General features: G+C 62.6%; 25 protein-coding genes and 1 pseudogene. 18 read left to right on the top strand and 8 right to left on the bottom strand.

Annotated elements, in window-relative coordinates:
- Nucleotides 1–885, bottom strand: a complete 885-nt coding sequence (locus H597_RS0109775) for a transketolase family protein (protein ID WP_028101984.1) — start codon at nucleotides 883–885, stop codon at nucleotides 1–3.
- The gene (locus H597_RS30355; RefSeq protein WP_035373717.1) at nucleotides 882–1,676 is read right to left on the bottom strand and encodes a thiamine pyrophosphate-binding protein; all 795 of its coding nucleotides are present in this window, start codon (nucleotides 1,674–1,676) and stop codon (nucleotides 882–884) included. Before H597_RS30355 ends, H597_RS0109775 begins: the two co-directional genes overlap by 4 nt.
- Nucleotides 1,677–2,014: 338 nt before the next feature.
- Here H597_RS30355 and hutU point away from each other — a divergent pair, with 338 nt between their 5' ends.
- From hutU to H597_RS0109735, 7 genes are all read left to right on the top strand, one after another.
- Nucleotides 2,015–3,721, top strand: a complete 1,707-nt coding sequence (gene hutU, locus H597_RS0109765; protein ID WP_028101983.1) for a urocanate hydratase — start codon at nucleotides 2,015–2,017, stop codon at nucleotides 3,719–3,721.
- 146 nt (nucleotides 3,722–3,867) lie between these two features.
- Entirely contained in the window at nucleotides 3,868–5,412 is a 1,545-nt protein-coding gene (gene hutH / locus H597_RS0109760; RefSeq protein ID WP_028101982.1) for a histidine ammonia-lyase, read from the top strand.
- Between the two features lie 10 nt (nucleotides 5,413–5,422).
- Complete coding sequence (gene hutG / locus H597_RS0109755; RefSeq protein WP_028101981.1) at nucleotides 5,423–6,211, top strand: N-formylglutamate deformylase; 789 nt, start codon at nucleotides 5,423–5,425, stop codon at nucleotides 6,209–6,211.
- The gene (locus H597_RS0109750; protein ID WP_028101980.1) at nucleotides 6,208–7,575 is read left to right on the top strand and encodes a formimidoylglutamate deiminase; all 1,368 of its coding nucleotides are present in this window, start codon (nucleotides 6,208–6,210) and stop codon (nucleotides 7,573–7,575) included. The genes hutG and H597_RS0109750 overlap by 4 nt, the downstream gene beginning before the upstream one ends.
- Entirely contained in the window at nucleotides 7,572–8,156 is a 585-nt protein-coding gene (locus H597_RS0109745) for a HutD/Ves family protein (protein WP_028101979.1), read from the top strand. Before H597_RS0109750 ends, H597_RS0109745 begins: the two co-directional genes overlap by 4 nt.
- Nucleotides 8,157–8,159: 3 nt before the next feature.
- Entirely contained in the window at nucleotides 8,160–9,458 is a 1,299-nt protein-coding gene (gene hutI, locus H597_RS30350) for an imidazolonepropionase (RefSeq protein ID WP_083941029.1), read from the top strand.
- A 1-nt stretch (nucleotide 9,459) separates the two neighbouring features.
- The gene (locus H597_RS0109735; RefSeq protein ID WP_371850724.1) at nucleotides 9,460–11,022 is read left to right on the top strand and encodes a glycine betaine ABC transporter substrate-binding protein; all 1,563 of its coding nucleotides are present in this window, start codon (nucleotides 9,460–9,462) and stop codon (nucleotides 11,020–11,022) included.
- Here H597_RS0109735 and H597_RS35475 read toward each other — a convergent pair.
- From H597_RS35475 to H597_RS0109715, 4 genes are all read right to left on the bottom strand, one after another.
- Nucleotides 10,976–11,134 (bottom strand): hypothetical protein, encoded by a 159-nt coding sequence (locus H597_RS35475; protein ID WP_169433288.1) that lies wholly within the window; start codon nucleotides 11,132–11,134, stop codon nucleotides 10,976–10,978. The genes H597_RS0109735 and H597_RS35475 overlap by 47 nt on opposite strands.
- A gap of 291 nt (nucleotides 11,135–11,425) precedes the next feature.
- The gene (locus H597_RS0109725) at nucleotides 11,426–11,908 is read right to left on the bottom strand and encodes a GNAT family N-acetyltransferase (RefSeq protein WP_028101977.1); all 483 of its coding nucleotides are present in this window, start codon (nucleotides 11,906–11,908) and stop codon (nucleotides 11,426–11,428) included.
- Complete coding sequence (locus tag H597_RS0109720) at nucleotides 11,905–12,846, bottom strand: DMT family transporter (protein WP_028101976.1); 942 nt, start codon at nucleotides 12,844–12,846, stop codon at nucleotides 11,905–11,907. The genes H597_RS0109725 and H597_RS0109720 overlap by 4 nt, the downstream gene beginning before the upstream one ends.
- Nucleotides 12,847–12,906: 60 nt before the next feature.
- Complete coding sequence (locus H597_RS0109715) at nucleotides 12,907–13,344, bottom strand: Mpo1 family 2-hydroxy fatty acid dioxygenase (RefSeq protein ID WP_028101975.1); 438 nt, start codon at nucleotides 13,342–13,344, stop codon at nucleotides 12,907–12,909.
- Nucleotides 13,345–13,559: 215 nt separating this feature from the next.
- Between H597_RS0109715 and H597_RS35680 the strand changes: the two genes are divergently transcribed.
- From H597_RS35680 to H597_RS30340, 7 genes are all read left to right on the top strand, one after another.
- Nucleotides 13,560–14,114, top strand: a complete 555-nt coding sequence (locus H597_RS35680) for a PEP-CTERM sorting domain-containing protein (RefSeq protein ID WP_028101974.1) — start codon at nucleotides 13,560–13,562, stop codon at nucleotides 14,112–14,114.
- 42 nt (nucleotides 14,115–14,156) lie between these two features.
- Nucleotides 14,157–14,681 carry a DNA-deoxyinosine glycosylase gene (locus H597_RS0109705; RefSeq protein WP_028101973.1) on the top strand — a complete coding sequence of 175 codons (525 nt, stop codon included), beginning with the start codon at nucleotides 14,157–14,159 and terminating at the stop codon, nucleotides 14,679–14,681.
- Between the two features lie 145 nt (nucleotides 14,682–14,826).
- A complete protein-coding gene (locus tag H597_RS0109700; protein ID WP_028101972.1) occupies nucleotides 14,827–15,321 on the top strand; it encodes a hypothetical protein in 495 nt (164 codons plus the stop codon).
- A 333-nt stretch (nucleotides 15,322–15,654) separates the two neighbouring features.
- On the top strand, nucleotides 15,655–16,041 hold the full coding sequence (locus tag H597_RS0109695) for a hypothetical protein (RefSeq protein WP_028101971.1): 387 nt from the start codon (nucleotides 15,655–15,657) through the stop codon (nucleotides 16,039–16,041).
- A 143-nt stretch (nucleotides 16,042–16,184) separates the two neighbouring features.
- Nucleotides 16,185–16,811, top strand: a complete 627-nt coding sequence (locus H597_RS0109690; RefSeq protein ID WP_028101970.1) for a hypothetical protein — start codon at nucleotides 16,185–16,187, stop codon at nucleotides 16,809–16,811.
- Between the two features lie 527 nt (nucleotides 16,812–17,338).
- Nucleotides 17,339–17,821: a RidA family protein gene (locus tag H597_RS36215; protein WP_371850723.1), complete on the top strand. Its 483-nt coding sequence runs from the start codon at nucleotides 17,339–17,341 to the stop codon at nucleotides 17,819–17,821.
- A gap of 392 nt (nucleotides 17,822–18,213) precedes the next feature.
- Nucleotides 18,214–18,957, top strand: a complete 744-nt coding sequence (locus H597_RS30340) for a substrate-binding periplasmic protein (RefSeq protein WP_051293657.1) — start codon at nucleotides 18,214–18,216, stop codon at nucleotides 18,955–18,957.
- 151 nt (nucleotides 18,958–19,108) lie between these two features.
- On the opposite strand, the gene H597_RS30335 is transcribed toward H597_RS30340, so the two are convergent.
- Nucleotides 19,109–20,089, bottom strand: a complete 981-nt coding sequence (locus tag H597_RS30335; protein ID WP_051293656.1) for a S41 family peptidase — start codon at nucleotides 20,087–20,089, stop codon at nucleotides 19,109–19,111.
- Between the two features lie 221 nt (nucleotides 20,090–20,310).
- Between H597_RS30335 and H597_RS0109665 the strand changes: the two genes are divergently transcribed.
- Nucleotides 20,311–20,751 (top strand): Lrp/AsnC family transcriptional regulator, encoded by a 441-nt coding sequence (locus tag H597_RS0109665; protein ID WP_028101969.1) that lies wholly within the window; start codon nucleotides 20,311–20,313, stop codon nucleotides 20,749–20,751.
- Nucleotides 20,752–20,761: 10 nt separating this feature from the next.
- Here H597_RS0109665 and H597_RS0109660 read toward each other — a convergent pair whose 3' ends face one another.
- Entirely contained in the window at nucleotides 20,762–21,448 is a 687-nt protein-coding gene (locus tag H597_RS0109660) for a YebB family permuted papain-like enzyme (RefSeq protein ID WP_083941027.1), read from the bottom strand.
- Between the two features lie 188 nt (nucleotides 21,449–21,636).
- Between H597_RS0109660 and H597_RS35875 the strand changes: the two are divergent.
- The 3 genes and pseudogenes from H597_RS35875 to H597_RS0109645 all read left to right on the top strand — a co-directional run.
- Nucleotides 21,637–22,203: pseudogene (locus H597_RS35875) on the top strand (NUDIX domain-containing protein); the annotation flags it as partial.
- 365 nt (nucleotides 22,204–22,568) lie between these two features.
- Entirely contained in the window at nucleotides 22,569–23,201 is a 633-nt protein-coding gene (locus H597_RS0109650) for a GNAT family N-acetyltransferase (RefSeq protein WP_028101966.1), read from the top strand.
- Nucleotides 23,198–24,484: a glycosyltransferase gene (locus H597_RS0109645; RefSeq protein WP_028101965.1), complete on the top strand. Its 1,287-nt coding sequence runs from the start codon at nucleotides 23,198–23,200 to the stop codon at nucleotides 24,482–24,484. The genes H597_RS0109650 and H597_RS0109645 overlap by 4 nt, the downstream gene beginning before the upstream one ends.
- The last annotated feature ends 136 nt before the right edge of the window (nucleotides 24,485–24,620 follow it).

Genomic DNA, 24,620 nt, shown 5'->3' with positions numbered 1-24,620 from the left:
TCAATCGGTGAGCATAGTGCGGATGGATGGCGCATCGAGCCCGCACTGGGCGCGATGGAAGGCCTGGGAGCCGTAGCGCCCGCTCGGGTAGCCCAGCGCCGGCCGGTGCACGAAACGCCCCGCCGCCAGGCCGCGCGCCGCCAGGGCTAAGGCCAGGTGCATGCCCAGTCCGCCCTGGGCCACGTGTTCTTCCAGCACGTACAGGGGGCGGCCGGCGATCTGCTGCAGGAAGGCCGCCGGGATGGCGGCCGCGTCGAACTCGCACACCGCCCACACCGCCGGGCGGGCATCGACGTCGAGCCCGGCCAGGGCTTGCCAAGCCACGCCCGCCAAGGGCCCCAAGGCCGCGATGGCGCCGGCCTTGCCCGGCAGGACTTCGCGCCAGGGCGCGTAGGCCGGCACGCTGAGGCCGGCCGGCCGGGCGTCGTAGCCCAGACGCAGGTAGGTCGGCTTGTCAAGCCGGGCCAGCAGGGCGGGCAGGTCGTCGTCGAAGGCCGGCACCAGCACGCGCACGCCCAGGGCATTCATGGCCGCGCAGTCTTCCAGGGCGTGGTGGGTCGGCCCCATATGGCCGTAGGCATAACCGCCGCCATTGCCGACCAGGCAAACCGGCAGGCCGCCCAGGCACAGGTCATTGCGGATCTGCTCGAACGGCCGCGCATAGCAGAACGGCGCAATGCTGTAGACAATCGCGCGCAGCCCCTCGCGCGCCAGGCCGGCCGCCACGCCGACCATATTCTGCTCGGCCACCCCGGCATTGACAAAGCGTGAACCGAAGGCGGCCTGCACTTCTTCCAGGGCCATGAAGCCCAGGTCGCCGGTCAGGAAAAACCAGTCCTCGCGGTTGCATTGCGCCAGCACGGCATCGGCGAACGCCTTTCTCATGGCTGTCCCTCCTGCTCGATGGCCTGCCGGGCGCTTGCGTAATGGGCCGCCGACAAGGGCAGGTAGTGCGATTCGAGCAGCCCTTCAAAATGCAGGCCGCGCCCTTTCACCGTCTTGAGCGTGATCACGCGCGGCGCGCCGGCCGCCGGCGCCGCCAGCGCGGCGCGGATCGCGTCCGGGTCGTGGCCGTCGACGTGCTGCACAGCGGCGCCAAAGGCGGCAAAGCGCGGCGTCAAGTCGTCGCAGGACATGACCTCGGTGGTGCTGCCAAAGCCCTGCAAGCCGTTCTGGTCGACCAGGATGGTGAGGTTGTCCAGGCGCTGGTGGATGGCGAAATTGAGCGCCTCCCAGCAACTGCCCTCCTGCCACTCGCCGTCCGAGCACAGGCAATACACCTGCTGTCCCAGGCCCTTGTGGCGCGCCGCCAGCGCCAGGCCGGCCGCCAGCGACGGGCCATGGCCAAGCGAACCGGTGGAAAACATCAGGCCGGGAATGCCGGCGCCGCTGGGATGGCCGGGGAACAAGGTATCGTCGCGCGCGAAACTTTCCAGGTCCGTATCGGAGACTTTGCCAAGGCTCCACAGCGTGACGTAGAGCGCGCCGGCCGAATGGCCCTTGGAGAGCACAAAGCGGTCGTGTTCGCCCAACACCTGGTGGTGCAGCGTCATCAAGGCGTCGATGCACGAGAAATTGCCGCCGATATGGCCACAGTTGGCATCCCGGTGGAGCTGCAGCAAGCGCAGTTTCACGGTGCGCAGCAGAGCGCGGAAATCCTGGTCGAACTTTTCCATGATATGAGTAGGTTTCGATTCAAACGACCCGGCACCGCCAAGCGCCCAGCAAAGTTCTGCTCGTTTGCGGCGCGTTTCATCTCGGCAACTTTTGGGGAAAATGACATTCTAATCCGAAGAGGATGGAGCGTCATACATTTTGCCCCGTTTGTAGCGTGATGAAAGCCGGGGTCAGCTCTGGCAATCGGCCAAAACGTGCACAGTTTCAAGAAAAGCCATCACGGACACCAACTTTCCCCGCGCCTGAAAAATCTGTTTGACTTGGTTGTCTATACAACTTATTCTGTGTGCATGCACGGGCCGGTGCAGGCCCGTTCTCACCAACTTGAGGAGATGACATGAGCACCCAGCACCTGGAAAACGATCCCCGCTACGACGCCACCCGCGACATCCGCGCCCCGCGCGGCCCGGAAATGGTCTGCAAGACCTGGGGCGCCGAGGCGGCCTACCGCATGCTGCAGAACAACCTGGACAAGGAAGTGGCGGAGAACCCGAAACACCTGGTGGTGTACGGCGGCATCGGCCGCGCGGCCCGCAACTGGGAATGCTTCGACCAGATCCTCGTCTCGCTGAAAAAGCTGGAAGCCAATGAAACCCTGCTGATCCAGTCCGGCAAGCCGGTCGGCGTGTTCCAAACCCACGAAGACGCGCCGCGCGTGCTGCTGGCCAACTCCAACCTGGTGCCGAAATGGGGCAACTGGGAGCATTTCAACGAGCTGGACCGCCAGGGCCTGTTCATGTACGGCCAGATGACGGCCGGCTCCTGGATCTATATCGGCACCCAGGGCATCGTGCAGGGCACGTATGAAACCTTCGCCGAAGCGGGCCGCCAGCACTTCGGCGGCGACCTGAAAGGGCGCTGGGTGCTGACCGCCGGCCTGGGCGGCATGGGCGGCGCGCAGCCGCTGGCCGCCACCTTTGCCGGCGCAGTGTCGCTGAACATCGAATGCCAGCAATCGTCGATCGATTTCCGCCTGCGCACCCGCTACCTGGACAAACAGGCCGCCAGCATCGACGAAGCGCTCGCGATGATCGAGCAACACAAGGCCAACGGCGACGCCATCTCGATCGGCCTGCTGGGCAACGCGGCCGACGTGCTGCCGGAACTGGTCAAGCGCGCCAAGGCCGGCGGCCTGGTGCCGGACCTGGTGACCGACCAGACCTCGGCGCACGACCTGGTGAACGGCTACCTGCCGCAGGGCTGGAGCGTGGCGCAGTGGAAGGCGGCCCAGGCCGACGCCGCACAGCACGCCAAGCTGACCGATGCCGCCGCCGCATCCTGCGCCGTGCACGTGCAAGCCATGCTGGACTTCCAGGCGCTGGGCGCCAAGGTGGTCGACTACGGCAACAACATCCGCCAGGTGGCCCTGGACAAGGGCGTCAAGAACGCCTTCGACTTCCCGGGCTTCGTGCCGGCCTATATCCGCCCGCAGTTCTGCGAAGGGCGCGGCCCGTTCCGCTGGGTGGCCCTGTCGGGCGATCCGGAAGACATCTACAAGACCGACGCCAAGATCAAGGAACTGTTCCCGCATCATGCCAACGTGCACCGCTGGCTGGACATGGCGCGCGAGCGCATCGCCTTCCAGGGCCTGCCGGCGCGCATCTGCTGGCTGGGCCTGGGCGAGCGCCACATCGCCGGCCTGGCCTTCAATGAAATGGTGAAGAACGGCGAACTGAAAGCGCCGATCGTGATTGGCCGCGATCACCTCGATACCGGCTCGGTGGCCTCGCCCAACCGCGAGACCGAAGGCATGCGCGACGGCACCGACGCGGTCTCCGACTGGCCGCTGCTGAACGCCATGCTGAACACCGCCGGCGGCGCGACCTGGGTCTCGCTGCACCACGGCGGCGGCGTGGGCATGGGCTATTCGCAGCACTCCGGCGTGGTGATCGTGGCCGACGGTACCGAGGCTGCAGCCAAGCGTCTGGCGCGCGTGCTGGTCAATGACTGCGGTTCGGGCGTGATGCGCCACGCGGACGCCGGCTATGAGGCCGCCATTGCATGCGCCAAGCGGAATAAACTGAATCTGCCGATGCTCAAGTAAAACCCGGTAAAGCGGCGGGAACTGGCCCCAGGTCCAGCGCCCGTCCCTCACTGCAAATTACGCGACGGCCGCGTACTGAGGTGCCTGACCCAGCGGATCGGACACCGCCTTACCGGTTGAACGCAAACGAATACGAGAACCAACACATGACCCAACTGACCCTTACCCCCGGCAAACTGACCCTGGCCGACCTGCGCGCCGTCTGGAGCGCCCACACCCCGATCGCCCTGGCAAGCGAAGCCTACGCCGCCATCGACGCCTCCTGCAAAGCCGTGCAGGACATCGTTGCCAAAGGCGACGCCGCCTACGGCATCAACACCGGCTTCGGCCTGCTGGCCAAGACCCGCATCCCGGACGACAAGCTGGAACAGCTGCAGCGCAACCTGATCCTGTCGCATTCGGTGGGCACGGGCGAACTGATGTCCGACGAAGTGGTGCGCCTCCTGATGCTGACCAAGATCAGCAGCCTGTCGCGCGGCTTCTCCGGCATCCGCCCGGTGGTGATCGACACCCTGATCGCCTTGTACAACAAGGGCATCGTGCCCGCCATCCCGGCCAAGGGCTCGGTCGGCGCGTCCGGCGACCTGGCGCCGCTGTCGCATATGACCCTGGCCATCCTGGGCGTAGGCGACGTGCGCGTGAAGGGTGAGCTGGTGCCAGCGGCCGAGGCGCTGAAAGCCGCCGGCATCGCCCCTGTGGTGCTGGCCGCGAAAGAAGGCCTGGCCCTGATCAACGGCACCCAGGCTTCCACCGCGCTGGCGCTGCACGGCCTGTTCATGGCCGAGCGCCTGCTGGAAGCCGGCATGGTGACCGGTTCCATGTCGCTGGACGCCGCCAAAGGTTCCGATTCGCCGTTCGACGCCCGCATCCACGCCGTGCGCGGCCAGCCGGGCCAGATCGCCACCGCCGGCATCTACCGCGAACTGGTGTCGGGCAGCGCGATCCGCGCCTCGCACCTGGTGGGCGACGAGCGCGTGCAGGACCCGTACTGCCTGCGCTGCCAGCCGCAAGTGATGGGCGCCTGCTGGGACATCATCGCCAACGCCGGCCGCACCCTCTTGATCGAAGCCAATGCCGTGACCGACAATCCGCTGATCTTCCAGAACGACGACGGCCCGGTGGTGGTTTCGGGCGGCAATTTCCACGCCGAGCCGGTGGCGTTTGCCGCCGACACCCTGGCGCTGGCGATCGCGGAAATCGGCTCCATTTCCGAGCGCCGCATTTCGCTCCTGATCGACGCCACCCTGTCCGGCGGCCTGCCGCCTTTCCTGGTGCGCGACCCGGGCGTGAACTCGGGCTTCATGATCGCCCACGTCACCGCCGCCGCCCTGGCGTCGGAGAACAAGTCGATCGCCCATCCGGCCTCGGTCGACACCATTCCGACGTCGGCCAACCAGGAAGACCACGTGTCGATGGCCACCTACGGGGCGCGCCGCCTGCACGATATGGCGCACAATACCGCCACCATCCTCGGCATCGAGCTGCTGGCGGCGGCGCAGGGCATCGACTTCCACCGTCCGCTGAAAACCTCGGCGCAGCTGGAACATGTACACGCCCAGCTGCGTTCCAAGGTACCATTCTTCGACGCCGACCGCTTCTTCGCGCCGGACATCGAGGCCGCCAAGCAGATGGTGGTGAAAGGCGAGCTGAGCGCAACCTGCAAGTCCCTGTTCAGCGCCCTGCATCCGTAAGGAGGGTTATATGGATTACCGCTTCAACGCAGGCAGTATTCCCTTGCTGGTGTCGATGCCCCACGTGGGCACCGACATCCCGGACGATATCGCGGCCGGCATGGCGCCGGCCGCCGTCGAGAAGGCCGATACCGACTGGCACCTGGCCAGGCTGTACGGCTTCCTGCAAGAGATGGGCGCGTCCACACTCTCGGCGCGCTGGTCGCGCTATGTGATCGACCTGAACCGCCCGCCGGAAAACACCAACCTGTACCCGGGCCAGGACACCACCGGCCTGTGCCCGCTCGACACCTTCCACCGCGAACCGCTCTACCTGGAAGGCCGCCAGCCTTCGCAGGCGGAAGTCGAGCGGCGCCTGGCCGCCTACTGGCAGCCCTACCACGCCCAGCTGCGCGGGGAACTGGACCGTTTGCTGTCCCTCCACGGCAAGGTGGTGCTGTGGGATGCCCACTCGATCGCCTCCGTGGTGCCGCGCTTCTTCGAGGGCAAGCTGCCCGACCTGAATTTCGGCACGGCGGACGGCGCCAGCTGCGAGCGCGCCATGAGCGATACCATCGCCGCGGTGGCGCGCAGCGACGAACGCTATACCGTGGCCGTCAACGGCCGCTTCAAGGGCGGCCACATCACGCGCTTCTACGGCAAGCCGGAGCAGGGCGTACACGCCATCCAGCTGGAGATGTGCCAGTCCACCTATATGGACGAAACGGCGCCGTTCGGCTACCGCGAAGACCTCGCGGCCGACATTCAGCCCCTGCTGCGCCAGCTGGTGCAGTCGGCCGCCGATTGGGTGCGCCAATGAAGGCCCTGTTTGCGCGGCACGCGCTGCTGCCGGAAGGCTGGCGCAAGGACGTCCTGCTGCAATGGGACGAGCGCGGCAACTTCAGCGCCGTGCAGGCCGATGCCGTGGCGGCGTCGGGCATCCCGAGCGCACGCTTGGTCATGCCGGGCATGGTCAACCTGCACTCGCACGCCTTCCAGCGCGCCCTGGGCGGCCTGACCGAGGTGGCGGGCGACGCCAAGGACAGCTTCTGGACCTGGCGCGACCTGATGTACCGCTTTGCGCGCAACATCACACCGGAGCAGATGGAAGCCATCGCGGCCCAGCTGTATTCCGAGTGCCTGCGCCACGGCTACACCTCGATGTGCGAATTTCATTATGTGCAGCGGGCGCCGGACGGCAGTCTGTATCCGCAGGCATCGGAAACGGCGCAGCGCGTGATCGCCGCCGCGCGCCATGCCGGCATCGGCATCACCATGCTGCCGGTGCTGTACTCCTATGCCGGTTTCGGCGAGCAGCCTTTGAAGCCGGAGCAGGCGCGGTTCCGCACCGATGCGCGCGATGTGCTGAAGATCATCGGCGAACTGGAACCCTTGCGCGACGCCCAGGTGGAAGTGGGCGTGGCGCCGCATTCGCTGCGCGCGGCCTCGGTGGCGCAGATCCGCGAAGTGCTGGACCACCTGCCCAAGGCGCGCCCGGTGCACATCCACATCGCCGAGCAGCAGGGCGAAGTGCAGCAGTCGCTCGATTATTCGGGCCGGCGGCCGGTGCAATACCTGTATGACAAGCTGGCGGTCGACGCGCGCTGGTGCCTGGTGCACGCCACCCACCTGACGCCGGACGAAGTCAGCGCCATCGCCGCGAGCGGCGCCGTGGCCGGCCTGTGCCCGACCACCGAGGCCAATCTGGGCGACGGATTGTTCCCGCTTGAAAGCTTCCTGGAGCAGGGCGGCCGCTTCGGCGTGGGCAGCGACAGCCACGTCTCGCAAAGCGCGGTCGAGGAGCTGCGCTGGCTGGAATACGGCCAGCGCCTGTTGCAGCAGCGCCGCAATATCGCCGTTTCGGGCGCCGAGCGCCGCGTAGGGGATTTCCTCTGGCAAGCCGCGTTGCAGGGCGGGGCGCAGGCGGCCGGGCGTCCGGTGGGCGCGCTGTCGGTCGGCAAGCGCGCCGATCTGATAGTGTTGGATGACGACCACCCGAACCTCGATGGAATCGATGCCGCCGACGTTTTGGGATGCTTCGTTTTCAGCGGAAATGATAATCTAGTCAGGGATGTGATGGTCGGCGGCCACTGGGTGGTGCGCGGCCAGAAGCACGTGGCGCAACCGGCCATCACCGCGCGCTTCAAAAAAACGCTGGCCGAACTGCGCGAGCTGCGAGCATGACTCAAATCATCCAATATGCAAGCCTGCACGCCACGCCATGGAAAAACGGCGGCGGCAGCACCACGGAGCTGTGCGTGATGCCGCCGGGCGCGGGGTTCGACGAGTTCGAATGGCGCCTGTCGCTGGCCACCATCGCGCAGAGCGGCCCGTTTTCCGTCTTTCCCGGCATCGACCGCACCCTGACCCTGGTCGAGGGCGGCGGCGTGGTGCTCGATGTCGGCAACGAACGCCGTGTTGCATTGAGCGAGCGCGAGCCGGTGATCGCCTTCCCGGGCGAGAACGCCGTCAGCGCCACGGTGGAAGGCGCGCCCACCACCGATTTCAATGTGATGACGCGCCGTTCCATCTGCAACCACCAGCTGGAGCGGCGCACGGTGCGCGACTTCTCCACCTTGGAGCGGCGCAGCCCGACCACCGTGGTCTTCCTGGCCGAGGGCGAAAGCCTGAACCTGGCCAGCGCCAGCGAGCGCATCTCGCTGGTGCGCTATGATGCCGTGGTGCTGGACAAGGATGATGTGTGGACGCTGGAAGCGGGCTACGCCACCGTGTTCATTGTCGATATCTTTCCAAACGAAGAGTAAAACATGGCAGTAGAGTGGGATTTGCTGATCACGAACGTCCACCTGGCCACCATGGCCGGCGTGGGCTATGGTGAAATGCGCGACGTGGCCATCGCGGTCGACAACGGCCGTATCGCCTGGATCGGGCGCCGCGAGGACGCCGCCGCGGCGGGCCGCGCGGAGCTGGAGCACGACGGCGGCGGCTGCTGGCTGACGCCGGGCCTGATCGATTGCCACACCCATATCGTCCACGCCGGCAACCGCAGCGATGAATTCGAGGCGCGCCTGAATGGCGCCACCTACGAGGACATCGCCCGCGCCGGCGGCGGCATCATGTCGACCGTGCGCGCCACCCGCGAAGCCAGCGTCGACGAGCTGCTGCGCCAGTCGCTGCCGCGCGTCGCCGCGCTGCTGGCCGAAGGCGTGACCACGCTGGAGATCAAGTCCGGCTACGGCCTGTCGCTGGAGTCCGAAACCAAGATGCTGCGCGCGGCGCGCCGCGTGGCGCAGCTGTTGCCGGTTTCGGTGCGCACCACCTTCCTCGGCGCCCATGCGCTGCCGCCCGAATTCAAAGAGCGCGCGGACGACTATGTCGACGCGGTGATCGGCATGATTCCCACCCTGGCCTCGGAAGGCCTGGCCGATGCGGTGGACGCCTTCTGCGAGCGCATCGGTTTCAGCGCCGCGCAGACCGAGCGCATCTTCGCCGCCGCGCGCGAGAACGGCCTGCCGGTCAAGCTGCACGCGGAACAGCTGTCCGACCAGGGCGGCGCTGCCCTGGTGGCGCGCTATGGCGGCCTGTCCGCCGACCACCTGGAGCACTTGTCGGCCGAAGGCATTGCCGCCATGGCCGCCGCCGGTACGGTCGCCGTGCTGCTGCCGGGCGCCTACTACTTCCTGCGCGACACCACGCCGCCGCCGGTGGCCGAACTGCGCGCGGCCGGCGTGCCGATGGCGGTTGCCACCGACAATAATCCGGGCACCTCGCCGATGACGTCCCTGCTGCTGGCGATGAATATGGTGTGCACGCTGTGGCGCCTGACGCCGCTGGAGGCGCTGGCCGGCTGCACCATCCATGCCGCCCGCGCCCTGGGGCTGGACGGCGAAGTCGGCACGCTGGAAGTGGGCAAGCGCGCCGATTTCGCGCTGTGGCATATCGCCCGCCCGGCGGATCTGTCGTACGCCTTCGGCTTCAACCCTTGCGTGGCGGTGGTCAACCGCGGCGTCTGGCGCGATCCGGTGGTCGGCATCCCGGCGCTGCACGCCACCCTTGCCCCGGCGCTTCCTGTCACCGTGGTCGGCGTACCCGTCGCGGGCGCCTGACTTGCTGCGCCGTATAGCGGTATTCTTGGCGCTGGCGGCCTTTGCCGCCGTTGTCGCGCCAGGGCTTGCGAGCGCCGCGCCCGGCGGCGTGCTGCGCGTCGGCTCCAAACGCTTCACGGAATCCTACATTCTCGGCGAGCTGCTGGCGCAGGCCGCTGCGCCGCATGCCCGCGTGGAGCACAAGCAGGGGCTGGGCAATACGGCCATCGTGCTGGCAGCCCTGAAGTCGGGCAGCATCGACGTCTATCCTGAATATACCGGCACCATCGGACTGGAGATCCTGAAGCACGCCGAAGCCGTCCCGCTGGAGCAGATGCAGCGCGAACTGGCGGCGCAAGGACTTGGCGTTGCCGTGCGGCTGGGCTTCAATAACACCTATGCGCTGGCCGTGCGCGGCGATGCGGGCGGCGCCAGCAAATTGAGCGAGCTGGCCGCCCGGCGCGAGTTGCGCTACGGGCTGTCGCATGAATTCATCGGCCGCGCCGACGGCTGGCCGGGCCTTGCCCAACGCTATGGCATCGGCATCGTTCCGCGCGGTCTTGATCATGGCATCGCCTACGAGGCCCTGGCGCAAAAGCAGGTCGACGTGATCGACATTTATTCCACCGACGCCAAGATTAGCCAATACGGCCTGCACGTGCTGGAGGACGATCTGGCCTACTTCCCGCGCTACGACGCGGTGCTGCTGTACCGCCTCGACGCGGCGCAGCGCTTTCCCGCAGCCTGGCAGGCCTTGCGCGCACTCGAAGGCAGCATCAGCGCGCCGGACATGATTGCCATGAACGCCGCCGCCGAACTGCGCGGGCAGTCGTTCGCCGACATTGCGCACGGCTGGCTGGCGCGGCGGCAAAAGACGGCTACCGGTATCGCTCCTGCCGCCACCAATTCCATCGCGCCTACCGCTTCGGCGCCGACGCTTTGGCAGCGTCTTTTTGCAGGCGACTTCTGGCGCCTGACCCGCCAGCACATTCTGCTGGTCGCACTCTCGGTCGCCCTGGCCAGCCTGGTCGGCATCCCGCTTGGTATTCTCGCCGCATGTCGCCCGAAGCTGCGCGAACCGGTGATGGCCATTGCCGGCATCCTGCAAACCATCCCTTCGCTGGCCCTGCTGGCCATGCTGATTCCCCTGCTCGGTACCATCGGCGCCATGCCGGCCCTGTGCGCGCTGTTTGTCTATGCGCTGCTGCCGGTCATTCGGAACACCTGCACCGCGATCAACGGCGTCCCGCCCGGCTTGAAGCAGGCGGCGCAGGCGCTGGGCCTGCGGCCGGTGCAAAGCCTGCGGCATATCGAGCTGCCCCTGGCCGCGCCCGTGATCCTGGCGGGCGTGAAAACCGCCGCCGTGATGAGTGTCGGCACTGCCACCATCGCCGCCTTCATCGGCGCCGGCGGCTACGGCGAACGCATCACGACCGGCCTGGCTTTGAACGACAACACCCTGATGCTGGCCGGCGCGCTGCCGGCCGCCGCCCTGGCCCTGCTCACGCAAGGCTTGTTCGAATGGCTGGAAAGGGGATTTAAAGCATCTGCAGCTGCGCGCGCACCAGCTCGGCTTCGCGCGTAAGCACCAATTCGGCCAGCGCATCATTGGCGCGCTGCGCTGCCAGCACCTCCAGTTGCCGCGTGCAGCGGCGCAGCCGGAAAAGCCAATAGGCGCGATACAGGGCTTTGAACATCGTCAGTCTCCAGCAAGACGGGATCACCAATTTGGCAAATTTCCTGTTGGCATGCTTTGCGTTATATCAAATGTAAGCAAGAACGCCTGTTCGGTAATAATTTGTAAGTGACTGGGCAAGGTCGAGGTAGGGGGACTATATTGAAATCGTCGATTCATCTCCCCTCCCAACTGACACCTGGGTTTACTATCCCTCGCCCGACCACACACGAGCCGCGAGGGATTTTTTTTGCTCAGGCAGAAACTGAGGGCGCCATGGAAACAATGCCCTGCTGTGTTCATGAGGTAATGATCAGACGCCGGCCAAAGATTGCAGCGCGGGACCCGTCACACGGCACACACGCCAGTCGGGCAGCACATCCGCACCCATCTGCTCATAGAACTTGATCGCGTTCACATTCCAGTCCAGCACCGACCATTCGAAGCGTCCGCACTGGCGCTCAACGGCGATCTTCGCCAGCGCCGCCAGCATCAGCTTCCCATAGCCCGCGCCCCGGCGATTCTGCTTCACATACAAATCCTCAAGGTAGAGTCCCTTTTTGCACAGGAAAGTCGAGAAATTGTGGAAGAACAGGGCATAGCTCACCACTTCGCCGGCTTCTTCTCCGACGATGCCTTCCACACCCGGCTTGGCGCCGAACAGTTCTGCGTGAAGCATGGCTTCGTCCGCCACCACCAGGTGTTCCAGCTTCTCAAAAACGGCCAGTTCACGAATCATGGCCATGATGGACGCCACGTCGTCCGGACGGGCAGGGCGGATATGCAAATTGCTCATGAAGCTTTCTGTAAAGGTTTAAGGTCAACAGGAGTAAGGCGGGCGGGCACCGATGGGGCCCTGAGTGCCCAGGCCACACTGGCCAGGCACACTACCATGCCCACGATTTCCATCCAGCCGGGACGGTAATTTTCCAGGCGAATACTCAACAGCACGGAGATAACAGGCGTCACCACGCCGATGTACACCGCTTTTTGCGTGCCGATTCGGTCGATCAGGGTGAAATAGCAGGCAAACGCAATCACCGAACCGAACAAGGACAGGTATAGCAGGCCGCCCCAATAGGCGAGCGTCGACGGCATGACAAAGGCATCGCCGCGCGCCAGCGCCCACAGCGCCACCAGCAAGGTGCCCCACAGCATGCCCCAGGCCATGGTCAGCAGCACATTCGATTCGCTCTGGCGCACTTTGACCACCAGGGTGTTGCCGACCGAACTGGCGATGGTCGCGCCCAGCGCGAGGGCGAGGCCGAGGATGAAGTGCCCTTGGCCGCCACCGATCACGTCGCGCAAGGAGGCGGCGATGGCGTGGTAGAACAGCAGGACCACGCCGCCCACCGCGGCGCAGCCCGCCGCCCAGGTACGCCAGGTCAGCGGCGTGCCGAAGGCGATGCGGTTGAGGATCGGATTCCAGAACACCATCAGCGCGAACAGCACCGCCACCAGTGCCGATACCACATACAGCTCGGCGTTATATGTGCCGATATAGCTCAGTCCAAAGCTGCAGCAGCCCTGCAGAATGGTCCAGCGCTGCGCCTTCCACGACAGGCGCAGCTTGTCGCCGCGCAGCAGGCACCAGCCGAACAGCACGCTCGAGGCCAGGGCAAAACGATAAACAATGGAGACGGCCGGTGCGATATCGCCCAGCTGCAGCGTGATCGCGAAGAAGGTGGAACCCCAGATCAGGCAGGCGGCAATGAAGAGAATCGAAGAAGGCATCCCGCCAGTATAAGTGTTTCTTACTTGCAGCGCAGGAGGCTGCGACCGGCGGGGAAGGGCTCAATAGGCGAGCTTCAAGCGACGGTACAGCACGCCCAGCACGAAGAGTGGCCCGATCAGCAGGAAGCGCAGGTCGTCGAAGAAGGATGGCTTCTTGCCCTCGATCTTATGGCCGATGAACTGGCCGATCCAGGCCAGCACGAAGATCACAATACTCAGCGGCAGCACCGCCGCTGGCGGCAGGGCGCGCAATACCACCAGCATGAAGCCCGCCATGAGCAGCATGCCCAGCGCGAAATTACGCGATAGCTTGAAGTAATAAACCATGGCTGCCGCCGCGCCACCGACGGCCAGCAGCGGATGGATGGCCCAGATCAGGCCGAGCAGGCTGAATACGATCAGTGGCACGCAAACGCAATGGATCGCTTCGTTGGTGGGATTGAGGTGGCTTTCGCTGTATTGCGAGAGCAGGGTGACGATGGCGCGCTCATCGGGCATGGTTGCGGTCTCCGTTTTGTGATGATTTATATAGCACTGCCGTTCGATTCTACAACGCTTCCAGGTCATCGCCGCCTGGTTCTAACTGTCGGAAAACTTTACACCGTGTTTCTAACTGAAAATCTAAGTGATTGGAAACAAAAAGTGCGTTCTGGCATTGATATTGCTTACAGGGTAAAAGTATTATCGATCCACAATTTCCATGGAGTAACTTGATGTCCAAGAAACTGTTTGCCGCCGCCCTGATCGCCGCCGCCAGCACTAGCGCTTCCGCTGGCGTCCTCGCTAGCAACACCACCGCAATCACCTCCACCGCACAAGGCTATAGCCAGGCATTCAACCTGGGCAACCAGGCGCAGAGCGGTGTGGTCCTGTCGATTACCGCCAAGGGCGACTTCGGCACCAACTATGCCGGCTTCGACGAATATCTGGACTTCTTCATCGATGGCGTGAAGCTGGCCCACTGGAGCAGCACCAATGGCGGCCCGACCACTGTGATCACCAACTATGCCGACTACGATTACACCCTGTCCGGCAGCATCGCCTTGAGCGCCGCCCAATGGGCGCAGTTCTCGGCGGACAAGGTGCTCAACGTGCACTGGCAGAATACTTCGATGGTCAACCCCTACGCTGACCTCGGCGGCGCCGATTTCGTGTCTTTCACCATTGAAAGCCGCAACGCCGCGACTGCCGTGCCGGAGCCAACCTCGCTGGCCCTGCTCGGTCTGGGCCTGGCCGGTTTCGCCCTGGCGCGCCGCCGCAAGTCCTAAGTGGAAGAAGCGGGCTCCTGCCCGCTTGGTAGAATTCCCGGCATGACCATTTCAAGCTCATGCCAAACCACAAGGAAGCGCTGCTTCGACCCGGTAGTTGACCATCGCACCCGCTTGCTGGTGCTGGGAAGCTTACCGGGCGAAAAGTCGCTGGTCCTGCAGCAGTATTATGGCAACCCACAGAACAAATTCTGGCTTCTGATGTCCGAGGTAATCGGCGTGGAGCTCGTTCCGCTCGACTATTCATCCAGACTGAAAGCCTTGCTGGAACACGGGGTGGGACTGTGGGATGTGGTGGCTGAGGCCCATCGCCCAGGAAGTCTGGACAGCCAAATCAGGGCGCGCAATGACAATGACTTGTGCGCTTTGCTTGCACGCCATCCGAACATCAAGGCAATCGCCTTTAATGGCGGCACCGCTGCGAAGTTGGGGATCAAGGTGCTCGGTTCGCATGCCGCCAACTACCAGATCAAGGAACTGCCTTCGAGTAGCCCGGCATATACTTTGGGCTATGCAGAAAAGGCCGTTCGCTGGCAGACTTTGCGCGCTCTCTTGCTCGCGATGTAGCTGGCAAGAGATGATTGTACTTTGACGTCTGCTGTCGTTTGCCATCGCATTGCGTGGTGGCGGCTGGGACTGGGAATTTGCCCGAGATGACCGAGTACAATCGGCCAGGAGCGGGCCGGCGGTCTGCCACAATTTCATTACAGGTATGTCGGCATTCTCCTTTTTCAAACGATTCCTTGGTGTTACCCGGACTGACAACAAGTTGAACTCTCAGGAGGCTCAGCGCCTCGTCGACCTGGTCGTTCAGGCGCAAAACCTCGATGCCCTCTTGGGACCACATCGCGTCAATATCATCAACTTGCTGAACTTGATCGCTTCCAGTAGCGATCAGATTGAGTACCAACTGGCCGCTCCAGTCAACGTGGCAAACGAGTTGGTCAATCAATGGTTCGATGATTTCTATCATCCAAGCGACACGAAGTTTTTAGGTGAGTTCTCAGCCGATGAAATCGTACAGTTGGCCAAATTTGATGCTTACTATGACGAGCGAGTTGCGGCGTTGCCTGACTCACTGGAGAGGCTCCTCATTACTCCAGCGTGGATCGAAGTGATGGCTTGTGCCGGTGCTGTACTCGATGCTTGTGGCTGGCGTGGCGTTGAAGCCCAATATGAAACTGAAAAGTCTAGATCCGGCCGTTAGCAGACGCCGAGAAAAGGTAAAGGGCACCACCTAGCGGCTTTTGATTTCTGGCATACGCGCAACGAACGATGAGGCCGTCATTGCTGGCTTGGCGTATGAGGCGCATTATTTTAGCCATGACAACGAATGCGCATCCAGTTTTCTGTACAAAATGCCACTCCGAGTTAGCGCACACGATTGCCAGATGCAAGGCGTCAACTGACGCGTTTCAAGATATCACTGTCACTAGAAATCCAGGTGGCGCCCACACGTGCTTATGCAACCGGTGCAGTCATTGCTGGAAATCTAAGGCGATTAATGTGGCTAACCTCTATCTGAAGCAGAGGCTATGAAATGGGACTGATTTCTCTAGTAAAGAATTCTTTTGCAGTCGGGACTAGCAATGCCAGGGAAGAACGCCTGGCAGACGAAATCGAGGTCTGGATGCGAAACGTTGCCGCCGCAGATGAGAATTTGCGAGTTCGGATTGCACAATCATTCATCGACGAACATGCAAAGATTAAGGTGCATAGGAGCGAAAGCGAAGCATTGCGCCTCGAATTAGGCCGCAGCATCCGAAAAGAGGCGGAGCGACTAAGTCGGCATCAGGTCAGCAATTCGGCAGAAGAAGCGAGAAGCTATGGCCTTTGGCTGGCTGGGGCGTGGCTAGAGGTAAGCACTGCACGCACTGAACGCGCCTACCTGACATTCATTGCGCTTGAAGAAATGCTAACGCTTTAGCCAAGTTATGAAGCTGGGGCGCTCGACTGAAACATTCAGAACTACGCCATGTTCTCTGCTTTTCCCTTCTTGATAAATCGCTTCTGACCTTGATCGTTGCTTACCTGAAAGGTCGGTTTGGAATATGCACGAAGGAGACGGAGATGGGGATTATCAGGAACATTGCGGTGGGTGGCATCATGATCTTCGTGGGATTGCCGGTATTTCTGACCGCATCGAGTTTGTTACGTGCTGAGAATGAAAGGCAGCGGCCCTCAGCCGCAGCCGCAGCCGCTGCACGGCAAGAGGATGATGTTGAGCGGGCGATAAAAATACTTACTGGACCTAATCCAACATCGTCCGCCCCAGTTGACAAGTGGAGATACAGTCAGGAAGTGGACCCGATGACAAGCAAGTCCATCCGATTTGCCTCCATCGATTCGGATGATTGGCTGAGCTTTGGATTTCCATATAATGGAAAAAATGTCCCGAAGCTAACTTTACGCCAAAAGCCTGGACGAGCCGACGTCTATCTGCAAATCGACAAAGGTCAGTTCGTTTGCGGAGTTTCTAGCTGCACAGTGCGCGTGCGCTTTGATGAGGGTAAGGCCATGGATTTCTCAGCCGCAGAGCCTGACGATCACGACTCCAAAACTCTATTCATTTTAAACAGCAGCCGCTTCATCAAATTTACCAAGTCAGCAAAGCTCGTGCGCATCCAGGCTACATTTTTTCAAGAGGGAAGCCCCACCATGAGCTTCAGGACGGAAGGGTTGAAGTGGCCACCATAGGATGCGCGCTTGACCTATTGCTGGTTAAGCTTATGGCGATAGCGTTCGATGGTCGCGGATGCGGACGGCGGCCAGAATCGACCGCGTCGACTGTCAAAGTTCAGGGGGCACAGATGGCAGGTCTGCCGGAAGGTCCAGGCGCGTGCGCTTCACCACGCCGTGGTCTCTTACTGTCCACGTTGAACATGGACCATCAGTCCTTGCCGACGCCAATTTCATCAGCGACACTGTAGGTGGTGTCTTTTCCGATGCAGTCCCAATCAGCCGCATTAGGATCGTTTTCGGCGACGACGAAAGCCTAGAGTATACAAACCATATCATTGGGGTTGAAGAGTTCTTAGCAGCGATTCCAGGCGCTATCCTCTACGACGAAGTTCAGAAAGCATTGTTTTCCCAGCGAGACGCTCCAGCGGACCGCCTTCGGAGCCTGCTGAGCTAGTACGTTGATGCCGCAGTCGGAATCCGGCTAAACTGGGACGCTCAGGCGCGCGCCCATTAACGCAAGCTTATTGACCCTATGAAGATAAATGACTGTGGATAGCAAAATGAGTGCAGAACAGCGATTCAAAGACCTGGGCCTTGAGCTTCCTCACGTCAGCGCGCCAGCGGGTAATTATGCGACTGCAGTTCGGTCTGGAAATCTCTTGTTTATTTCTGGCAAAGCACCACTACCGATCGACGGTCGCCCGTCGAAAGGACGACTTGGGAAAGAGTATTCAACCGCTGAAGGATATGCCCTTGCTCGCTCTGCGTGCATGGACCTTATAGCCGTCATCAGGGAAAAGCTAGGTTCTCTAGATCGAGTCGCCCAGGTGGTTGAACTTCATGGCTCCATCAATGCTGTTCCTGAGTTCGAGGATCACGCAATGGTCTTGGACGGTGCCTCAGACCTTCTCGCAGAAATTTTTGGTCCAGCCGGAGTCCATGCTCGTTCAGTCATAGGGGTGAGCTCACTTCGCAATGGGGTCCCCCTAACAGTTAAGGCAACCGTAGAAGTTAAGTCTGAATAGATGACGTCTCGTCTGCGAGCGATGAGGCGGCCGAGGTCGGCCAGCAGCGGCCTGTCGCATCGTAAGGTTTTCAATGAAGGGTTACCTCGTTCGGAGCGGTACATGGTGTTTGGATTGGCCTCTGCCTTGCGTGCGATTTCTTGGACGCCTTCGAATGCATTGCCTAAATAACGCAGTGCCATCATGAGATCCACTGCATCGCCAGTAGCAAGTACGTCGTTGAGGTAGTCGGCGGCAAGCGATGGATTCTTATGAAACATCTCAACGGTTGCATCTTCATGAGAACGATGAGTTTTTTCCATGAAGCGCCCCCGTGGGCGGATTAGGCCGGAACTTGCGTTCCCGGCCGGTAGCGGGTTGACATGTGGTTACAGGACTCGCATCCTAGTCAGATGGATGCCGATATCCTGCGCAAGCTTGGCCTGGCACTGGTGCTGTCGATTCCTGCGGCAGCATTGGCGGGGGATCTGCGTCTCCTCACCGAGTACTCCCCCCCGGACATCATGCGCGACGGTGAACGCATCTACGGCATCTCGCCCGACCTGCTGCGACTGGCGATGGCCAAAACCGGCCTGCCCTATTCCATGGAAATCATGGCCTGGCGGCGTGCCTATGTGTTGGCACTGCAAAAGCCCGACACCTGCGTCTTCTCGACCGGGCGCACGCCCGATCGCGAGGACCTGTTCAAGTGGGTAGGACCGCTGCGCGAGGTGGACTGGACCTTCTTCGGCATGGCCGATGCTCCCTTCAAGCTGACTGCCCTTGAAGACGCGCGCCCCCTGCGCATCGGCACCTATCACGGCGACGTACGCCATAGCTATCTCGAAGCACGCGGTTTCATCGTCGATTCGACGCAAGAGGACTTGGCCAATCCGAAGAAGCTGCTGGCCGGTCGTATTGACCTGTGGGCCACCGGCATGCAGAACGCGCGCCGGGAAATTGCACGCAACGGCTGGACCGGCAAGATCGTCCCCCTCCTCACTTTCAACTCGAGCCAGCTCTACCTCGCATGCAATAAGGGCGTTCCCGATGCGACCACCAGTGCCATCAATGCCGCGCTGGCCGAGCTCCAGCGCGATGGTAGCGCCGCCGCGATCCAGCGCAAGTACCAAGACGTCGGGGGCAAATCCAGGTAAGAACGTGCCCTTCTTATGGAGGGGCTGGGCGGCCCGGACTAAGAGGCCGTTTCAAAATGGCCATGGCGTTGTTGCAGCTCCTTGCGGTGCAGGCGCACTGCCTTCGTCGCTGCGCCTAGCCACGCCCATTTTGAAACAGCCTCTAAGGCGTTTACCAGGCGCTTGCTTTTTCCAGGCGCTCCGCTTCCGCCGCCAGTTGCGTCCGGGCCCGCTCGTCACCAGTCTTTGGAATGATGACTTCGCGCAGGATTTTGGCGTTGGCCACGTCGAGGGCGCGGTCTGCCGGCACGGCCAGGTCCGGCTTGACGCCCACGCCTTCCCAATTCGTGCGCGTTACGGGGTTGATGGATTGGCCGGTAGAAATGAAGGCGACCAGGCCGCTGCTTAGCGGGAAGAAGTCGCCCGGATTGGCGGCGCCGGCCGTGACTTCACCGACCAGGGTGGCCCGTTTCTGGGTCTGGAAATCGTAGGCGCATTCTTCGGCCGCGGAGGCGGTTCTTTTGGAGGTCAGCACATATACCGGACGCGTGTAGTGCACGCCGACCGCAGTGCTGGTCCAATACTGTTCGCTTCGCTGATCCTTACGGAAGATCATGTCATTCAAATGCCGCCGATCGCCCTGGGCGAAAAAGTGGCTCATCAGGTAAGCAACGGTTTCGCCCTCTCCACCGCCGTTCTTGCGCAAATCCAGGATGATTGCCTCGGTATTTTTCAGCAGCGTCATGGCCGCCTCGATGGATGCGGCGGAAAACATCGTGGGCTCGAAGCCGCGCACATCCAGGTAGCCGATATTGCCTGGCAGGCGCTCGGCGCGGAAGATTCCGCCCGCAAGCCGTTCCGATTCCTGGCGCTGCTGGTCGAGCGCTTCGGCGCTAGGGGCCGCGTTTGCCGGTGCCGGTTTGAACTGGGGATCGAAATGCACGCTAAAGTGCAAATCCTTGCCGGAGGTTCGCATATCGTCGGTCAACATCTCCGCCAGGGTCGACACCGTATCGGCGCCGGCATAGGCATTTTTCGCATCCCGCTCGCGCAAATGCGCCGCTACCTTCTTCGCCACATCCGGAAATACATAATTCTCCTCAACCGACCGCGCCAGTTCCCGCACAACGGCGTGGCGGGCCGGCGCTGCCATGGGCCCGGCTGTGGAGGCTCCTTCTTGTGCGGCAACTTGTGCGGCAGTGGCGAGCAATAGCGTGAAAAGCATGCGGGGCATATGACTTCCTCTGTGTCTTCTTCGGTAATTAAAATTGTTATGCGGCATCGTCGCCGCACTGTTGATCATATCAATCCTTTAAGATTTTTTTTCGCGGATATTCTGTGTAATATGGCGTCTTTGCAGAGATAAGCTCAGTTATGGATCAAATAGATGCGAAAATCGCCGCCATTCTGCGAAGCGACGCTCGAATCAGTTATAAGGAACTTGCCGAACGGGTCCATCTATCCCCCAATGCGGTGGCCGAGCGGATGCGGCGCCTGGAGGCAGCCGGCGCAATCCTCGGCTATCACGCGCGGCTCGACCCGCGTGTGCTCGATTTGTCCCTGCAGGCCGTCATTGACGTGAAATTGCTGCCCGGCGCGACCGCGGACGCGTTTGAGGCGACGCTGCAAACGATACCGGGCGTGATTGAAGCGATTCTGATGACCGGCAACTTCGACTATATGGTGCGGGTTGCCTGTGCCGACCAGGAGGCGCTGGTGCGGCTCAATGAGAATCTCCGGGCGCGTGGCGGCGTGCAGGACACCAACACGCGGCTGATGCTGCGCACGCGCCAGATTGCCGCGCCGCTGATCTGAACCAGGCGTTTCAGGCGGCGGGTGTGGCGGCTGTAACGTAACCGTCGAATACTGCGTGCAGCTGCGCGCTTTTGAGTACGCTGGCTGGTGTCACTGTCTCGCGTTCCCATGGAATGCGGCCAAAGTACCAGAGGCGCCAGAAGTTCAGCTTGGTATCCGGGTTTTGCGCCAGCATATTTCCGAAGGTTTGAACCTGCCCAACTTGTACTCCGGTTGCTTCCTGCACGACTTCGTGCACATAGCGGGAGCAGAACTGGCGGCGCGAATGCAGGTCGAAACCGGTGTCGTAGAAGACCCCGATACGTTTTTCGGCCGCCGCCACGAGCGCATTCTGCTGCTCGGCGGAGAGCGGGGAATTCAGGCGGCTGATTTCGACGCGACCGTCTTCGGAGCGTGCAATGAATCGCGCCAGCCCGCCGCGTTTGGAGAGCGGGAACGTACTTTCGGCAACGACAGGTTCCCCGCCATCGGTCGCAACGACGATGCCGACATGGTTGGTCCAGCTGCCCGTGGTTGCCGCCACTTCGCGGAAGGGCAGCGCCGACACCCGGATGAATACCAGGTCGCCCACTTGGAGCTGGCTAGCCAACGCTTCCTGCGATATTGCCGGTAGCGCGGATTCGGCCAACGCGCCTTGCGCACACAGGCCGGAAATGAGTGCGAAGAGGAGGCTTCGCGATGCCTTGATGAACCGCATGATCTTGTCCTTTCTGGATGGGGAATGACAGCGCGCCAGTGTGGCCAAGGCGCGGCGCAAACTGAAGCTTTATCTCGGAAAGGTTGGATTGAATGCGGGGGAGTATCGATAAGCGATACTTGTCCCGCAAACCTGGCGGCGGCAAGACGGCGCGGACCGTGGCATCATGCTGGTTTAGGAGGGAAGCCATGCATGAAAATGTCCGCATCAAAGACGTGCAACTGCTGTCTGATGATTGGTACGTCCTGAAGAAAACCACCTTCGATTTGAAGCGCCGCGATGGCCGTTGGCAAACCATGACGCGGGAAACGTATGACCGCGGTAACGGCGCTGTCGCCCTATTGTATAACCGCGCCCGGCGCACCGTGCTGCTGACGCGCCAGTTCCGCTTTCCCGCTTACGTCAATGAACACCACGGCTTCCTGATCGAGGCCCCCGCAGGCATGCTGGATGACGCCCATCCGGAGGAGCGCATGCACGCCGAGCTGGAAGAAGAAACCGGCCATATGGTGGCAAAGCTGCAGCAAGTGTTCAATGTCTTCATGAGTCCGGGGTCGGTCACTGAGCGCCTGCACTTCTTCGTCGGCGAATACGACGCCACGTCGCAGGTCGGCAGCGGGGGCGGGTTGGAGCACGAGGGCGAAGACATTGAAGTGATCGAACTTGATGCCGACAAGGCGCTGGAAATGACTGCAAGCGGCGAGATCATGGACGGTAAGACCGTCATGCTGCTGCAGTACCTGCACCTGCATTTGCTGCCGCCGCGCAGCATGATGATCCTGATCGCCGGGCCATACCGCTCGGGCACCGGGGACGATCCGGCGCGCATGGCTGCCAATGTGGCCGCCATGGAAGCTTATGTCCTGCCGCTCTACCAGCGCGGCCACACGCCGGTGCTGGGCGAGTGGCTGGCGCTGCCCGTTGTGCATGCCGCCGGCTCCAAAATGGTAGGGGATGAGGTGTACAACGAAATCTTCCACCCTCACTGCGAACGCCTGCTCGGGCATTGCGACGCAGTGCTGCGCGTGGGTGGTCCGTCGGCAGGGGCCGATGCGATGGTGGCAGTTGCGCGCGCGCGCGGCCTGCTGGTTTATCACGATATCGAGCAGGTGCCCGCCGCATGACGGACCAGTCGCTGCCAGTCGCCGCCTGGCTCAAGGCGCGCTCCATCGCACGCGGCCTGCCGCTGCCGGTCGCCGACCATGGCGGCCTGCGCGTGGATACCTTTGCAGCAGGCGAAGTCCAGCGTTGGGTCTACCCGGCAGTGACGGCGGATCTGGCCGAGCTGGCGCGCGGCATCGATTTGCCGGGCTACCTGGTCAAGGCGTGCGCGGCGCCCGAGCAATTGCGCGTAGCGTTGCCGGCCGGCTGGCAAATCCATGCACCCGGCTATTTCATGGCTGGCCCGGATGCACTCTTTGCAGTGCCGCTTTGTCCTCCCGCATACCTCGTTGAGGTTGCGCAGGCGGGCTGGGTGACCCACGTGCGGGTGACGTCCGAATCGGGCGAGCTGGCTGCCGGCGGCTATGCGGCGGAAACGGATGACGCCTTCATCTACGATCGCATTGCCACCGCGCCGGCACATCGGCGGCGCGGGCTGGCCCGCCTTGTGATGGCGACCCTGCGCCAGGCGAAGGTGGGCGTTGCCAAGCCCGAATTGCTGGTTGCCACAGACCAGGGACGCGCGCTGTACGAGTCGCTGGGTTGGCGCACGCTCTCGGCGTATTCGACGGGGAGCTTGCCCGGCGCATGAAGATCGGTATGCTGACATGGGGCAGCCACGGCGACATCCGTCCCTTCCTCGCCCTTGCCGATGGCTTGCAGGCCGCCGGCCATCAGGTCCACCTGGTGATCACCAGCCTGGAAGCCGGGACCTACGACAAGGTGCGTTCCGCGGCCGGTGCCAGAATCACCATCCTGACGCCGCATACCTTCAGCGCTGAGCAAGCGCAGGCGGTCGGCCAGGCGGCATACAGCACCCGTGACCCCATGAAGCAGATGGCGGCGATATTGCGGCTGGCATTTGCGCCGGCCGAAGACGCGATGTTCGCGGCGGCGCAGCGCCTGTGCGAAGAATCGGACCTGCTGGTCGGCCATTACTTTATGCATCCGCTGCAGATCGCGGCGGAACATGCTGGGCTGCCTTACGTCAGCGTCCTGTTGACGCATGCCGGCGTCCCGAGTGATTACGTCAATCCGCTTGGCCTGGCAATGTTCGGCAAGCCCGGAAACCGCTTGCTGTGGTGGCTGACCCGCACCCTGTTGAACCGCACGGTCAGGCATTATCCGGACCGCCTGCGCCGCCAGCTCGGCATGCCGCCAGTGCGCGACATTGTTTCGGAAGTGTGGATTTCGCCCCGGCTGGCCCTGGTGGCGGTCAGCCCCCAGATCTGCGGCCGGGCACCGGACTGGCCCGATTCGATCCAGGTCTGCGGTTTCCTCGACCGGCCTAACTGCGAGCTGGAGGGCGACCTTCCGCCATCGCTGACGGCCTTCCTTGCGGCCGGCGAAGCGCCGGTCTACATGACCTTCGGCAGCTGGATGCCGAGGGATATCAAGGGCCAGACGGAGGCGCTGCGGTTGCTGACCGATACTGCGCGCACGGCGAATTGCCGCGCGATCATCCAATGCCATGACTGGCAAGCGTGCGGCTTTCAGTCGAACGGCCAAATCCTGTATGTCGCGGCGGCGCCGCATCACCTGATCTTCCCCCATTGCCTGGCGATCCTGCATCACGGCGGTGCGGGAACGACGCAATCGGCCTCGCTGGCGGGCAAGCCTTCGATCGTGGTGGCCAATATCAGCGAACAGGAACACTGGGGACGCGAACTGCAGCGCATCGGCATCGCCGGCAAACCGGCCAGGCGGCGCAATGCCACGGCCGCGGCGCTGGCCGCACAGATCCGCCATGTGCGTGCTTCGCCTGCCATGGGCGAACGCGCCCTTCAGATCGGGCTGGCGATGCGGCAGGAAAATGGTGTGGCGCAGGCAGTGCGGCAAATCGGCTTGCGTTTCGGGCCGGCCGCGATTGATTGATAAAATTGCATCATTCAATCAGGCGCGTGGGGCGGCCACGATCTCGTCGACCCGGGGCGCTGGAACAGGCGCTGACGCGACCGATAGCGCCGCCGCGCTGTAGAAAAGAAAAAGGCCGGCGAAAGCCGGCCCTTTG

This window comes from Pseudoduganella violaceinigra DSM 15887 (assembly GCF_000425385.1).
In the GTDB taxonomy this organism is placed as follows: Bacteria; Pseudomonadota; Gammaproteobacteria; order Burkholderiales; family Burkholderiaceae_D; genus Rugamonas; species Rugamonas violaceinigra.
The sequence above is the reverse complement of the archived record's forward strand: the minus strand, read 5'-3'. Positions and strand labels throughout refer to the sequence as shown.

Bases quoted from the DNA above. Each gene is read 5' to 3' on its own strand.
- H597_RS0109775 (WP_028101984.1), bottom strand. From the start codon at position 885: ATGAGAAAGGCGTTCGCCGATGCCGTGCTGGCGCAATGCAACCGCGAG.
- H597_RS30355 (WP_035373717.1), bottom strand. From the start codon at position 1,676: ATGGAAAAGTTCGACCAGGATTTCCGCGCTCTGCTGCGCACCGTGAAA.
- hutU (WP_028101983.1), top strand. From the start codon at position 2,015: ATGAGCACCCAGCACCTGGAAAACGATCCCCGCTACGACGCCACCCGC.
- hutH (WP_028101982.1), top strand. From the start codon at position 3,868: ATGACCCAACTGACCCTTACCCCCGGCAAACTGACCCTGGCCGACCTG.
- hutG (WP_028101981.1), top strand. From the start codon at position 5,423: ATGGATTACCGCTTCAACGCAGGCAGTATTCCCTTGCTGGTGTCGATG.
- H597_RS0109750 (WP_028101980.1), top strand. From the start codon at position 6,208: ATGAAGGCCCTGTTTGCGCGGCACGCGCTGCTGCCGGAAGGCTGGCGC.
- H597_RS0109745 (WP_028101979.1), top strand. From the start codon at position 7,572: ATGACTCAAATCATCCAATATGCAAGCCTGCACGCCACGCCATGGAAA.
- hutI (WP_083941029.1), top strand. From the start codon at position 8,160: ATGGCAGTAGAGTGGGATTTGCTGATCACGAACGTCCACCTGGCCACC.
- H597_RS35475 (WP_169433288.1), bottom strand. From the start codon at position 11,134: ATGTTCAAAGCCCTGTATCGCGCCTATTGGCTTTTCCGGCTGCGCCGC.
- H597_RS0109725 (WP_028101977.1), bottom strand. From the start codon at position 11,908: ATGAGCAATTTGCATATCCGCCCTGCCCGTCCGGACGACGTGGCGTCC.
- H597_RS0109720 (WP_028101976.1), bottom strand. From the start codon at position 12,846: ATGCCTTCTTCGATTCTCTTCATTGCCGCCTGCCTGATCTGGGGTTCC.
- H597_RS0109715 (WP_028101975.1), bottom strand. From the start codon at position 13,344: ATGCCCGATGAGCGCGCCATCGTCACCCTGCTCTCGCAATACAGCGAA.
- H597_RS35680 (WP_028101974.1), top strand. From the start codon at position 13,560: ATGTCCAAGAAACTGTTTGCCGCCGCCCTGATCGCCGCCGCCAGCACT.
- H597_RS0109705 (WP_028101973.1), top strand. From the start codon at position 14,157: ATGACCATTTCAAGCTCATGCCAAACCACAAGGAAGCGCTGCTTCGAC.
- H597_RS0109700 (WP_028101972.1), top strand. From the start codon at position 14,827: ATGTCGGCATTCTCCTTTTTCAAACGATTCCTTGGTGTTACCCGGACT.
- H597_RS0109695 (WP_028101971.1), top strand. From the start codon at position 15,655: ATGGGACTGATTTCTCTAGTAAAGAATTCTTTTGCAGTCGGGACTAGC.
- H597_RS0109690 (WP_028101970.1), top strand. From the start codon at position 16,185: ATGGGGATTATCAGGAACATTGCGGTGGGTGGCATCATGATCTTCGTG.
- H597_RS36215 (WP_371850723.1), top strand. From the start codon at position 17,339: ATGACTGTGGATAGCAAAATGAGTGCAGAACAGCGATTCAAAGACCTG.
- H597_RS30340 (WP_051293657.1), top strand. From the start codon at position 18,214: ATGGATGCCGATATCCTGCGCAAGCTTGGCCTGGCACTGGTGCTGTCG.
- H597_RS30335 (WP_051293656.1), bottom strand. From the start codon at position 20,089: ATGGCAGCGCCGGCCCGCCACGCCGTTGTGCGGGAACTGGCGCGGTCG.
- H597_RS0109665 (WP_028101969.1), top strand. From the start codon at position 20,311: ATGGATCAAATAGATGCGAAAATCGCCGCCATTCTGCGAAGCGACGCT.
- H597_RS0109660 (WP_083941027.1), bottom strand. From the start codon at position 21,448: ATGCGGTTCATCAAGGCATCGCGAAGCCTCCTCTTCGCACTCATTTCC.
- H597_RS0109650 (WP_028101966.1), top strand. From the start codon at position 22,569: ATGACGGACCAGTCGCTGCCAGTCGCCGCCTGGCTCAAGGCGCGCTCC.
- H597_RS0109645 (WP_028101965.1), top strand. From the start codon at position 23,198: ATGAAGATCGGTATGCTGACATGGGGCAGCCACGGCGACATCCGTCCC.